Source organism: Serpens gallinarum, assembly GCF_014836765.1.
Lineage (GTDB): Bacteria > Pseudomonadota > Gammaproteobacteria > Pseudomonadales > Pseudomonadaceae > Serpens > Serpens gallinarum.
Genome location: NZ_JACSQG010000008.1, coordinates 154,404 through 167,185, shown reverse-complemented (window position 1 = coordinate 167,185; position 12,782 = coordinate 154,404). Strand labels below are relative to the sequence as shown.

The 12,782-nt window shown below is 59.5% G+C and carries 11 protein-coding genes; 8 read left to right on the top strand and 3 right to left on the bottom strand.

What is annotated here, in order from left to right; genetic code table 11:
- Positions 1–246 precede the first annotated feature (246 nt).
- The 3 genes from dapC to map all read right to left on the bottom strand — a co-directional run bounded on the left by dapC (position 247) and on the right by map (position 5,057).
- Complete coding sequence (gene dapC / locus H9642_RS14595; RefSeq protein ID WP_251837184.1) at positions 247–1,443, bottom strand: succinyldiaminopimelate transaminase; 1,197 nt, start codon at positions 1,441–1,443, stop codon at positions 247–249.
- Between the two features lie 81 nt (positions 1,444–1,524).
- Positions 1,525–4,227 (bottom strand): [protein-PII] uridylyltransferase, encoded by a 2,703-nt coding sequence (locus tag H9642_RS14590; RefSeq protein WP_251837183.1) that lies wholly within the window; start codon positions 4,225–4,227, stop codon positions 1,525–1,527.
- 47 nt (positions 4,228–4,274) lie between these two features.
- Positions 4,275–5,057, bottom strand: a complete 783-nt coding sequence (map, locus tag H9642_RS14585; RefSeq protein WP_251837182.1) for a type I methionyl aminopeptidase — start codon at positions 5,055–5,057, stop codon at positions 4,275–4,277.
- 268 nt (positions 5,058–5,325) lie between these two features.
- On the opposite strand from map, the gene rpsB reads away from it, so the two are divergent.
- From rpsB to rseP, 8 genes are all read left to right on the top strand, one after another.
- The gene (rpsB, locus tag H9642_RS14580) at positions 5,326–6,060 is read left to right on the top strand and encodes a 30S ribosomal protein S2 (protein ID WP_251837181.1); all 735 of its coding nucleotides are present in this window, start codon (positions 5,326–5,328) and stop codon (positions 6,058–6,060) included.
- 124 nt (positions 6,061–6,184) lie between these two features.
- Positions 6,185–7,054, top strand: coding sequence for a translation elongation factor Ts (gene tsf, locus H9642_RS14575; RefSeq protein WP_251837180.1), 870 nt, complete (start codon positions 6,185–6,187; stop codon positions 7,052–7,054).
- A gap of 192 nt (positions 7,055–7,246) precedes the next feature.
- Positions 7,247–7,990, top strand: coding sequence for a UMP kinase (gene pyrH, locus H9642_RS14570; protein ID WP_251837179.1), 744 nt, complete (start codon positions 7,247–7,249; stop codon positions 7,988–7,990).
- Entirely contained in the window at positions 7,987–8,544 is a 558-nt protein-coding gene (frr, locus tag H9642_RS14565) for a ribosome recycling factor (protein ID WP_251837178.1), read from the top strand. Before pyrH ends, frr begins: the two co-directional genes overlap by 4 nt.
- Before the next feature lie 17 nt (positions 8,545–8,561).
- Positions 8,562–9,320 (top strand): polyprenyl diphosphate synthase, encoded by a 759-nt coding sequence (gene uppS / locus H9642_RS14560; RefSeq protein ID WP_433962711.1) that lies wholly within the window; start codon positions 8,562–8,564, stop codon positions 9,318–9,320.
- On the top strand, positions 9,320–10,135 hold the full coding sequence (locus H9642_RS14555; RefSeq protein ID WP_251837177.1) for a phosphatidate cytidylyltransferase: 816 nt from the start codon (positions 9,320–9,322) through the stop codon (positions 10,133–10,135). Before uppS ends, H9642_RS14555 begins: the two co-directional genes overlap by 1 nt.
- Complete coding sequence (gene ispC, locus H9642_RS14550) at positions 10,132–11,319, top strand: 1-deoxy-D-xylulose-5-phosphate reductoisomerase (protein ID WP_433962710.1); 1,188 nt, start codon at positions 10,132–10,134, stop codon at positions 11,317–11,319. Before H9642_RS14555 ends, ispC begins: the two co-directional genes overlap by 4 nt.
- Positions 11,320–11,372: 53 nt before the next feature.
- Positions 11,373–12,725, top strand: a complete 1,353-nt coding sequence (gene rseP / locus H9642_RS14545; RefSeq protein WP_251837175.1) for a sigma E protease regulator RseP — start codon at positions 11,373–11,375, stop codon at positions 12,723–12,725.
- Positions 12,726–12,782 lie beyond the last annotated feature (57 nt).

Here is a 12,782-nt window from a genome sequence, read left to right as displayed (position 1 = left end):
CCCCTTCGTCTAGTGGCCTAGGACACCGCCCTTTCACGGCGGTAACAGGGGTTCGAGTCCCCTAGGGGACGCCATTTTCTTGCCCACGCCTTTTGTGGGATTTAAGGGTCACCCTTGTGGTGGCCCTTTTGTTTTGCCTGTCTTTTTATCCCTGGCATATCGCTCACTGAATCAGCGTCACAGAACGGCTTGATTGGTTGATGTCACGTCGGCCCCGCAACGCTGTTGTGGGGCCACGTGGGCTGCTCAGCGTGACTCGACGAAAGTGCGGATACGCTCGGCGGCTTCCACGCATTCTGCCAGTGGTGCGACCAAGGCCATGCGTATCCGGTTACTGCCAGGGTTTACATCATCCACTTCACGCGACAGGTAGGTGCCGGGTATCACCGTGACATGCTGCTGAGCGAACAGGTCGCGGGTGAAGGCTTGCTCGTTCATGGAAGTGCCTGCCCACAGATAGAAGCCGCCGTCCGGACGACGCACATCCAGTGCGGGGGCGAGGATCTCCAGCACCGCATCGAATTTTTCCCGATACAGGCTGCGATTGGCACGTACATGCACTTCATCGTTCCAGGCGGCGACACTGGCGTGCTGTGTCTGTACCGGCAGGGCGCAGCCGTGGTAGGTGCGATACAGCAAGAAGGCTTTGAGGATCTCGGCATCACCGGCCACGAAACCGGAGCGCAATCCCGGCAGATTGGAGCGCTTGGATAGGCTGTGAAACACCACGCAGCGCTTGAAATCGTGACGACCCAGTTCAGCGCAAGCGGTCAGCAGCCCGGCGGGCGGGTTTTGCTCGTCGAAATACAGCTCGCTGTAGCATTCGTCGGCGGCGATGACGAAGTCGTGCTCATCGGCCAGATGAATCAGTTTGTTCAAAGTGTCCAATGGCAGCAGGGCGCCGGTCGGATTGCCGGGCGAGCAGAGAAACAGGATCTGAGTGCGTTGCCAGGTGTCAGGGGTCACTGCGTCGAAATCAGGGATGAAGTTGTTCTGCGCCAAACAGGGAAGGTAATGCGGCGTGGCGCCGGCGAGCAGGGCGGCGCCCTCATAGATTTGATAAAACGGGTTTGGGCTCATAACCAGGCCGCCGCGCTCGCGGTCGAAAACCGCCTGCACGAAAGAAAACAACGCCTCGCGGGTGCCGCTGACCGGGAGCACGTGTCGAGCCGGATCAAGCCAGCCGGAAGGCACCCGGAAGCGACCTGCACACCATCGGGTAATGGCTTCGCGCAAGGCGGCAATGCCCAGTGTCGTCGGGTAGCTCGACAGGTGCGCAAGGTTGGCGCTCAGCGTTTCGGCGACGAAGCTCGGCGAGCTGTGCTTGGGTTCACCGATGGACAGGGCGATGTGCGTCTTGTCAGCGGGCGGCTGCACGTCGGACAGCAGTCTGCGGAGCTTCTCGAAGGGGTAGGGTTGCAGCAGGTTCAGGGATGGATTCATGGGTTTTCCGGGGCTCGGGCCCCCGGGCTCCGCCTGCGAGCTGCGGCAGGCAGGTGGCGTCCGAAGGCGGCGGTGGGTAGATCAGATGCTGATGCGGTTGAGATCGAGGTTTGGCGCCCCGTCCACGGTCAGTTGCTCGACGATGGCCTGTTGCAGGCGCGCACAGAATTCCGGGTCGGACAGGGGTTGGTGATTGGCGTCGGTGACAAAGAAGACGTCCTCGACCCGCTCGCCTAGCGTGGTGATCTTGGCGTTTTGCAGCGACAGGTCGAAATCGAGGAAGATTTTGCCAATGCGCGCCAACAGGCCGGGGCGGTCAGGGGCGATCAATTCGAGGACAGTAACCGGGCGCTGGGCATCATTGTGGATGGTGACTTGCGGGGCGAAGGCGAAATGCTTCTGCTGGCGGCTGATACGGCGCTGGATGATTGCCGGATAGTCATCGGGACTCTTCAGGGCCTCGATCAGGCCGTTGCGGATCCGCTCGACGCGCTCGGGCTTGTCGAGCAGGCGCTCGCCATCACCGTCCAGAACAATGTAGGTGTCCAGGGTAAATTGGCTGCTTGAGGTAATGATGCGGGCGTCGTGAATGCTCAGGTTGAGCTGGGCCATAGCTGCCACGGTGACGGCAAAAAAGTCATGCTGATCGGGGGCGTAGATGAAGATCTGCGTGGCGCCTTCGACTCCGCGCTGGGCAGTCTCGCGCATGAGTACCAGTGGATCGCTGCCGTTGGGGTGCTGAATGATTGCCTCGGTGTGCCAGGCAATGTCGCTGGCAGTGTGGCGCAGGAAGTAATCGTCGCCCAGTTGGGCCCATAGCTGTTCGGCGGCATCCGGGTCAATCCCGCGTTGCGCCAGAAGGTCGAGTGCGGCGCTTTGGGTTGCGCAAATCAGCTCCTCGCGATCCAAAGGGTTTTCCAGGCCGCGGTTCAGTGCGCGCTTGGTTTCCTCGTACAGCTGGCGCAGAAGGCTGGCACGCCAGGAGTTCCACAGTGACGGGTTGGTGGCATTTATATCGGCCACGGTCAGGACGTAGAGATAGTCCAGGCGGGTACGGTCGCCAACCAGTTGGGCGAAATCGTTGATCACCTGGGGGTCGGACAAGTCTTTGCGCTGCGCGGTGCTGGACATGGCCAGGTGGTTGCGCACCAGCCAGACGATCAGACGGCTGTCCCAGGGCGGTAGCTGATGGCGGGCGCAAAAGGCTTGCGCGTCGGCGGCGCCGACTTCCGAGTGATCGCCGCCACGGCCCTTGCCGATGTCGTGATACAACCCGGCGATATAGATCAGTTCGGGTTTGGGCAGCTGATCGATCAGGAGGCTGGCCAGGGGGAACTTGTCGGCAAGCTCTGGCCATTTGAATTTGCGCAGGTGCTTGATCAGGTTGAGGGTGTGGGCGTCGACCGTATAGATGTGGAACAGGTCGTGCTGCATCTGGCCCACAACCAGGCCGAACTCCGGCAGGTAGCGGCCAAGAATGCCGTAGCGGTTCATGCGTCGCAGATTGCGGTGGATGCCCTGGCTGGATTTGAACAGCTCAATGAACAGGCTGGTGTTGCGAATGTCCTGGCGGAACTCATCATCAATCAGGTAGCGATGATCGCGCAGTTGGCGAATGGTGTCGGCCCGCACGCCCTTGATTTCCGAGTGCTGGGCAAGCAGCACGAAGATTTCCAGTAGGGCGAACGGCGTACGCTTGAAAACTTGATCATGGGTTACTTCCAGATAGCCGTCGCGTACCTGGAAGCGGTTATTCAACTGGTAGGGTGGCGCGCTGTCGGGATGACTGAGGATGACCTCTTCAAAATGCTGTTTGATCAGGTCGTTGAGTTCGGCAACGCCCATCACGATGCGGTAGTACTTCTGCATGAAGCGTTCGACCCCCAGCTTGATGTCATCGTCGATGAAACCCAGCAGGCCGGCGATCTTGCGTTGATGGTCGAACAGTAGGCGGTCTTCGGCGCGGCCGGCGAGCATGTGCAGGGCGTAACGCACTTTCCAGAGAAATTCCTGGGCATGTGCGAGCATGTTGTATTCGCTTTCCAACAAAAAACCCTGGCTGAGCATGGCGTGCAGGTTCAGCGTCCCGAACTGCCGGCGGGCGATCCACAGGATGGTCTGGATGTCACGCAACCCGCCCGGCGAGCCTTTGACGTTGGGTTCCAGGTTGTATTCGGTGTCGTTGTATTTCGCGTGGCGCTTACGCAGTTCCTGGCGCTTGGCCACGAAGAATTCTTCGCTCGGCCACATCTGTTGTGGGCTGATGAGGGTCTGCATGTGCAGGCGCAGGTGCTCAGGGCCGGCGATGGTGCGACTTTCCATCAGGTTGGTGATCACAGTCAGGTCTGCGCGCGCCTCGATGCCACACTCATCCAGTGAGCGAGCGCTGTGGCCAACTTCCAGGCCAATGTCCCAGAGCAGGGTAAGGAAACCCTCAATGGATTCGCGAAACAGTTCGTGATCGTTGTCGGCCAGCAGGATCAGCAGGTCGATATCCGAATAGGGATGCAGTTCGCCACGACCGTAGCCGCCGACCGCCACGAGGGCGATGTCGGCATTCTGGCTCCAGGGGAAGCGGTTCCATGCGCGACGCAGGATCTGGTCGACGAACCAGGCGCGGTCCTCGACCAGGCGGCGAATATCGCGGCCTTCGGTGAAGCGCTTGTCGAGCACGGTGCGAGCGCGGCCAATGGCCTTCTTGAAGGCTGAGATAGGGCTGCTTTTGAGCGCCAGTTCGGCCTGGAATTGACCGGGGTCGAACAGTTCGGGATCCACCTGGGGCATGGCTGCGGCCTTGTTAGTGCAACATGGGGGCTCGGCGCTAGCAGGATTCAGGCCGATGTGTGTGCGATGGTGTCATCCTTGCGCAGGGTGAGGATCTCGTAGCCGTCGGCGGTGCACAGGATGGTGTGCTCCCATTGTGCGGACAGCTTGCGATCCTTGGTGATGGCGGTCCAGCCGTCGCCCAGGGTGCGGGTTTCCGGGCGACCCTGGTTGAGCATGGGTTCGATGGTGAACGTCATGCCTTCCTGCAACTCCAGGCCGGTGCCTGCACGCCCATAGTGCAAGACTTGCGGCTCTTCATGAAAAATTGCACCAATACCGTGCCCGCAATACTCGCGCACGATGGAGAAGCCATTTTTTTCTGCGTGCTTCTGAATCACTTCGCCGATATCGCCCAGGCGGGTGCCGGGCCGTACGAGTTCAATGCCTTTATACAAGCATTCCTGGGTGATCTTGCACAGGCGATCAGCCCACTCCGGCGTTTTGCCGATCAGGAACATCTTGCTGGTGTCGCCGTGGTAGCCATCCTTGATCACGGTGATGTCGATATTGATGATGTCGCCATCCTTGAGCGGCTTGTCATTCGGGATGCCGTGGCAGACCACGTGGTTGATCGACGTGCAGATCGATTTTGGAAAGCCGTGGTAGTTCAGTGGCGCAGGAATGGCCTGTTGAACATTGACGATGTAGTCATGGCAGATGCGGTCGAGTTCATCGGTGGTGATGCCGGCTTTGACATGTTCTTCGATCATTTCCAGCACCTCGGCGGCCAGGCGGCCAGCGACGCGCATTTTTGCGATTTCTTCGGGAGTCTTGATGGAAACACTCATGGGAATACTCTTCGGCGCGTAGGGCGCAAGACAAAAAGGGAAGGCAAATGATAAACCAAAGCGACTAAGGACGGGCGACGCGGCGCTGCAAGGGACTACACTGGCCTGTAGCTTGTGATCCGCTTTTATGCTATAAAACGCGCCGCTCGACGGGCAGTGCCTGTCAGCGACCTTAATCCACACACGTATCGACACGGTTTTCTGGGTGCCCGCAAGGGTTGGAAATCGGGATGCGTGGAGGCCTAACCCGACTTATCGAGGAATTGAAATGTCTCAAGTCACTATGCGCGACATGCTGAAGGCCGGTGTGCACTTCGGCCACCAGACCCGTTACTGGAACCCGAAAATGGGCAAGTTCATTTTCGGCGCGCGCAACAAGATCCACATCATCAACCTGGAAAAAACCTTGCCGATGTTCAACGAAGCCTTGAGCTTCGTCGAAAAGCTGTCTTCGGGCAAAAACAAGATTCTGTTCGTTGGCACCAAGCGTTCCGCTGGCAAGATCGTTCGTGAAGAAGCTAGCCGTTGCGGTATGCCGTATGTCGATCACCGCTGGCTGGGCGGCATGCTGACCAACTACAAGACCATCCGTGTATCGATCAAGCGCCTCCGCGAGCTGGAAACCCAGTCCCAGGACGGTACTTTCGACAAGCTGACCAAGAAAGAAGCCCTGATGCGCACCCGTGATCTGGAAAAACTGGATCGCAGCATCGGTGGTATCAAGGATATGGGCGGTCTGCCTGATGCATTGTTCGTGGTTGACGTTGATCACGAGCGTATCGCTATCAGCGAAGCCAACAAGCTGGGCATTCCGGTAATCGGCATTGTCGATACCAACAGCAGTCCGGAAGGCGTTGACTACGTTATCCCGGGTAACGACGACGCCATTCGCGCCGTTCAGCTGTACCTGGGCGCCTTCGCCGACGCTGTACTGCGTGGCAAGAATGCCGGTGGTGTTGAAGAGTTCGTCGAAGAGTCCGCTTCCGAAGCCGCCGCAGGCTGAGCACGAAGCGCTTTGGCGTGACCCGTTGAGCAAAAAGGGGGCGAAGCCCCCTTTTTGCCACTTCCGAATTGAGTGTCCGGCCTGCCGGGCATCTGGTTGAAACCCTTTTTAGAGGATTGCTAACATGGCAGAGATTACTGCAGCCCTGGTCAAAGAACTGCGTGAGCGTACTGGCCAAGGCATGATGGATTGCAAGAAGGCCCTGACCGCTGCCGGTGGCGATATCGAAAAGGCCATCGACGACATGCGCGCCGCTGGTGCCATCAAGGCTGCCAAGAAGGCTGGCAACATCGCCGCCGAAGGTTCCATCGCAGTCAAGGTTGCTGATGATGGCAAGTCTGCCGTGATCATCGAAGTCAACTCGCAGACTGACTTCCTGGCCCTGCAGGAAGATTTCAAGGCGTTTGTCGCACAGAGCGTCGAAAAAGCGTTCGCCGCGGGTTACAGCGATGCTGCTCCGCTGATCGCCGACATGGAGCCGGCTCGCGAAGCCCTGGTTGCCAAGTGTGGCGAAAACGTCAACATCCGTCGCCTGACCCGCACCGAAGGTGATGTAGTCGGTGCCTACCTGCACGGCCATCGCATTGGCGTACTGGTCACCCTCAAGGGTGGTGACAGCGAACTGGCTCGTGAAATTGCCATGCACGTTGCGGCCAGCAACCCGCAGTTCGTCACTCCGGATCAGGTTTCCGAAGAAGCCGTGGCCAAGGAAAAGGAAATTTTCCTGGCGCTGAACGCCGACAAGATTGCCGGCAAGCCGGAAAATATCGTCGAGAACATGATCAAGGGCCGCATCAGCAAGTTCCTCGCTGAAGCCAGCCTGGTCGAGCAGCCGTTCGTCAAGGATCCGGAAGTCAAAGTCGGTGCGTTGGCCAAGAAGGCCGGTGCCGAAGTCGTATCCTTCGTGCGTTTCGAAGTAGGCGAAGGTATCGAGAAGGCTGAAGTCGACTTTGCTGCCGAAGTAGCCGCCCAGGTTGCTGCCAGCAAGCAGTAAGACAGGCGCGCTTCAAATGCTGTAGTTCCGAAGAGGCTGCCCGCTCACGCGTGCGGCCTCTTCGTCAAAGCAGGGCCAGTGAATTTGTTTGTCGGCCCCGGGGTGTTACCCCTTTATAGACAGGCGCTGATACAGCGCAACTATGCAGGCACAGGCCTGTGAATTTGAATTACGCCGCAGGAGAGACTCGCAATGGCTCAGCAGGTGAGTGGTCAGCAACCTCGCTATAAACGCATTCTGCTCAAACTTAGCGGCGAAGCCCTGATGGGGTCGGAAGATTTCGGCATCGACCCCAAGGTGCTTGATCGAATGGCGCTGGAAGTCGGCCAACTGGTTGGCATCGGCGTGCAAGTCGGCCTGGTGATTGGCGGTGGCAACCTGTTCCGCGGTGCTGCACTTTCCGCGGCCGGGATGGATCGTGTCACCGGTGACCACATGGGCATGCTGGCCACGGTGATGAACGCGCTGGCCATGCGTGATGCGCTGGAACGCTCGAATATCCCTGCGCTGGTGATGTCGGCTATCTCCATGGTCGGTGTGACGGACCATTATGACCGTCGCAAGGCCATGCGCCATCTGAAGACCGGTGAAGTGGTGATTTTCGCCGCGGGCACCGGCAATCCTTTCTTCACCACCGACTCGGCCGCTTGCCTGCGCGCGATTGAAGTCAGTGCCGATGTAGTGCTCAAGGCGACCAAGGTGGATGGCGTGTACACTGCCGATCCATTCAAGGACCCGAACGCCGAAAAATTCGAGCGCCTGACCTATGATGGCGTGCTGGATCGCAAGCTGGGTGTGATGGACCTGACCGCTATTTGCCTGTGCCGCGACCACAAGATGCCGCTGCGGGTTTTCAACATGAACAAGCCGGGTGCCCTGCTGAACATTGTTCTGGGTGGTGCCGAAGGAACCCTGATCGAGGAGTCGAACGAATGATCAACGACATCAAGCAAGACGCGCAGGAGCGTATGCAGAAAAGCCTGGAATCTCTGCAAGGCGCATTCGCCAAGATTCGTACCGGGCGTGCTCATCCGAGCATTCTGGACAGCGTCATGGTGTCCTATTACGGCAGCGATACCCCGCTGCGCCAGATCGCCAACGTGACCGTTGAGGATTCTCGCACCCTGGCATTGTCGGTATTCGACAAGGGCATGATCCAGGCTGTGGAAAAGGCCATCATGACCTCGGATCTGGGCCTCAATCCGGCTACTTCTGGGACGACCATCCGCGTACCGATGCCGGCGCTGACCGAGGAAACCCGCAAGGGTTTCACCAAGCAGGCGCGCTCCGAAGCTGAAAACGCCCGTGTGGCGGTGCGCAATATCCGTCGCGATGCGCTGGCTCAGCTCAAGGATCTGGTCAAGGAAAAGGAAATCAGCGAAGACGAGGAGCGCCGTGCTGCCGATGATGTGCAGAAACTGACCGACAAGTTTGTGGGTGAGATCGAAAAGGCCCTGGAAGCCAAGGAAACCGACCTGATGGCCGTTTAAGCCGGGCAGGCAACCGCATGAACATGAAGAAACAGGACGCCTCGCCGGGGATTGTGCCTCGGCATGTGGCAATCATCATGGATGGGAATAACCGCTGGGCAAAGAAACGCCTGTTGCCTGGTGTCGCCGGTCACAAGGCCGGCGTAAGTGCGGTGCGTGCCGCCATTGAGGTGTGCGTCGAGTCGGGCGTCGAGGTCTTGACGCTGTTCGCCTTCTCCAGTGAAAACTGGCAGCGCCCCGCCGATGAGGTGAGTGCGCTGATGGAGCTGTTCTTGAGTGCATTGCGTCGTGAGGCGAAAAAGCTCAATGAGAACGACATCCGGCTGCGCATTATCGGTGATCGCTCGCGCTTCCATCCGGAGTTGCAGGCAGCCATGCGCGAGGCAGAAGAACTCACCGCCGGGCATCGCCGCTTCGTGCTCCAGATCGCGGCCAATTACGGCGGTCAGTGGGATATCGTTCAAGCCGTGCAGCAATTGGCTACCCAAGTGCAAGCCGGTGAGCTGCGCGCCGAGGAGATAACGGCCCCGATGTTGCAAAGCGCCCTGACCACAGGTGATCTGCCTCTGCCGGACCTGTGCATCCGCACGGGCGGCGAACATCGCATCAGCAATTTCCTGCTCTGGCAACTCGCCTATAGCGAGCTCTATTTTTCCGATCTGTACTGGCCGGATTTCAAACACGAGGCCATGCGCAAGGCGCTGGCCAATTTCGCCACTCGCCAACGCCGCTTCGGCAAGACCTGCGAGCAAGTGGCTGCGGAGTCGCATCGCTGATGTTGAAACAACGGATTATCACCGCGCTGATCTTGCTACCCGTTGCCCTGGCAGGCTTTTTTCTGCTGGAAGGCGTCGCCTTCGCCCTGTTCATTGGGGCGGTAGTGGTACTGGGGGGGTGGGAGTGGGCGCGTCTGGCAGGCCTGCACGGTCAGTCGCAGCGTCTTGCCTATGCCTTGATTGTCGCCATTTTGCTCGGTTGGCTGCACCGCTTTCCAATTCTAGCGGCGCCGGTGTTACTGCTGGGTGTTGCGTGGTGGCTGGTAGCGGTTGTCGCCGTGCTTAAATATCCACGCAGTGCGGCCGCTTGGCGGGCACTGCCGGTGCGGCTGCTGATCGGGCTATTGATCCTCTTGCCTGCCTGGCAGGGATTGATGCTGTTCAAGCAATGGCCTGAGGCAAATGGCCTCATCCTTGCCGTGATGGTGTTGGTCTGGGTTGCGGATATCGGTGCCTATTTCAGTGGGCGGCGCTTCGGCAAAAACAAATTGGCGCCGCAGGTCAGTCCTGGCAAGAGCTGGGAAGGCGTGTTCGGTGGCCTGGCAGCCAGCCTGCTGGTCACTCTGGCGGTAGGTCTGACCCGTGATTGGTCAGGATCTGCGCTGCTGATCGCGATAGCTGGTGCGGCGGTGGTTGTGCTGATCTCCGTTGTAGGCGACCTGACAGAAAGCATGTTCAAGCGCCAGGCTGGACTTAAGGACAGTAGCAATCTGCTCCCCGGTCACGGCGGCGTGCTGGATCGCATCGACAGCCTGACCGCAGCCATACCGGTATTCGCGGTACTGCTCTGGCTGGCCGGTTGGGGCAGCTTGTGAGGCCGCAACAGATCACTGTTCTGGGTGCGACCGGTTCCATTGGCCTCAGCACCTTGGATGTCTTGGCGCGTCATCCTCAACGCTACGAAGTCTTCGCCTTGACCGGCTTTTCCCGGTTGACCGAGCTTGAAGCGTTGTGTCTGCGCCATCGCCCGCAGTTTGCCGTGGCGGCCGATGAGGCGACCGCACGTGAGCTTCAATTACGCCTGCGTCTGGCCGGGTTGAAAACCGAGGTGCTGGCGGGTGAGGCGGGGTTGTGCGCGGTTGCGGCCCACCCGGACGTCGATGCGGTGATGGCAGCGATTGTCGGTGCGGCGGGCTTGCAGCCCACTCTGGCTGCCGTTAGGGCCGGCAAGCGCGTGCTGTTGGCCAACAAGGAAGCACTGGTCATGTCTGGTGCCCTGTTCATGCAGGCGGTGCGTGAGCACAACGCGGTCTTGCTGCCGATCGACAGTGAGCACAATGCAATTTTCCAAAGTCTGCCTCGCGATTTCGGTCGTGGGCTTTCGGCTGTAGGCGTACGGCGTATCCTGCTCACCGCGTCGGGTGGGCCGTTTCGCGAAATGCCGGTGTCGGCCTTGGCCGATGTCACGCCCGAACAAGCCTGCAAACATCCGAACTGGTCCATGGGACGCAAGATTTCCGTGGATTCGGCGAGCATGATGAACAAGGGGTTGGAGCTGATCGAGGCCTGCTGGCTGTTCGATGCCCGGCCAGAGCAGGTTGAAGTGGTGATCCACCCGCAGAGCGTGATTCATTCGCTGGTCGATTATGTGGATGGATCGGTGCTTGCTCAGTTGGGCAACCCGGACATGCGCACACCTATCGCCCATGCGCTGGCCTGGCCCGAGCGGATCGACGCTGGCGTGTCGGCCTTGGATTTGTTCAAAATTGCCCGGCTGGATTTTCAGGCGCCGGACGAACAGCGTTTTCCCTGCTTGCGCCTGGCGCGGCAGGCCGCTGAAGCGGGCGGCAGTGCCCCGGCCATGCTTAATGCTGCCAATGAGATGGCGGTCGCGGCGTTTCTCGAACGGCGTATCCGTTTTACCGAGATCGCGACTATTATCGAGTTCGTATTGAACGCCGAGGCGGTTGTGTCGGTCGAAGCGCTGCAGGCGGTGCTTCGGGCTGACAGTCGAGCCCGTGAATTGGCCCAGGGCTGGTTGCAACAGCACGGTTGTTGAATGGGCAGGAAGCGCCCAGGCATTGAAGCAGGGACTTGCTGCGGAGGATTTCGATGAGTGCTGTTTATATGATCGTGGGCACCTTGGTCGCCTTGGGCGTTTTGGTGACGTTCCACGAGTTTGGCCACTTCTGGGTGGCGCGCCGCTGCGGCGTGAAAGTCCTGCGATTTTCCGTCGGTTTCGGTACTCCACTGGTACGCTGGCATGATCGCCAGGGGACCGAGTTTGTGATTGCCGCCATACCCCTGGGCGGCTACGTGAAGATGCTCGACGAGCGTGAAGCACCTGTGCCAGGCGCGATGCTCGAGCAAGCATTCAATCGCAAGACGGTGCGTCAGCGCATCGCCATCGTTTCTGCCGGGCCGATTGCCAACTTCCTGCTTGCCCTGCTGTTCTTCTGGCTATTGGCCATGATCGGGTCGCAGCAGGTACGTCCTGTAATCGGTCACGTGGCCCCGCACAGTCTGGCTGCCGAGGCCGGCCTACAGGCGGGCCAGGAAATTCTCGCCGTGGACGGCCGCAGTACCATCGGCTGGGGCGCAGTCAATCTGCAACTGATTCGCCGACTGGGGGAAACCGGCACGCTGGATATCCGTGTGCGCGAACCGGGTGGCAGCATCGAGCGCAACTATGCGCTGAACCTGGCGGCCTGGCAGAGGGGGGTCGAAGAGCCTGATCCGTTGTCCGCGCTGGGTGTGCGGCCCTGGCGGCCACGGGTACCTGCTGTGCTTGCGCAACTGGACCCGCAGGGGCCGGCCGTTGCGGCAGGGCTGCGCAACGGTGACACGTTGGTGGCTATCGATGACGTCAAGGTGGATGACTGGCAGCAGTTGGTTGATGCCGTGCGCCAGCGCCCCGGTCAGTTAGTCGTGTTCAGTGTGGAGCGCGATGGCCGTGTACAGCCGATCAAGGTGACGCTGGCCAGCCGTGGCGAAGAGGAGGCCCGTGTGGGCTATCTGGGTGCAGGAGCCACAGCCATCGACTGGCCAGACGATATGCTGCGCGAAATTAGTTATGGTCCCGTTGAGGCTGTTCTGCAAAGCATGCAGCGCACCTGGACCATGAGCCTGTTGACCCTTGATTCACTGAAGAAAATGCTCTTCGGTGAGCTCTCGGTAAAAAACTTGAGTGGGCCGATAACGATTGCTAAAGTGGCCGGCACTTCGGCCCAGTCCGGGATAGCGGACTTCCTCAATTTTCTCGCTTATCTGAGCATTAGCCTGGGCGTTCTCAACCTGTTGCCGATCCCGGTTCTGGATGGCGGTCACCTCTTGTTCTACCTGTGCGAATGGGTACGGGGCAAACCGTTGCCGGAGCGAGTCCAGGCCTGGGGCATGCAGATAGGCATCAGTTTGGTCATTGGGGTGATGTTGCTGGCGCTGTTCAATGATTTGGGCAGGCTGTAACGCGTCGCTGAATTCCGGATCCGCCCTCGAGGCCGATCTTCATCAGTCAAATAAAAA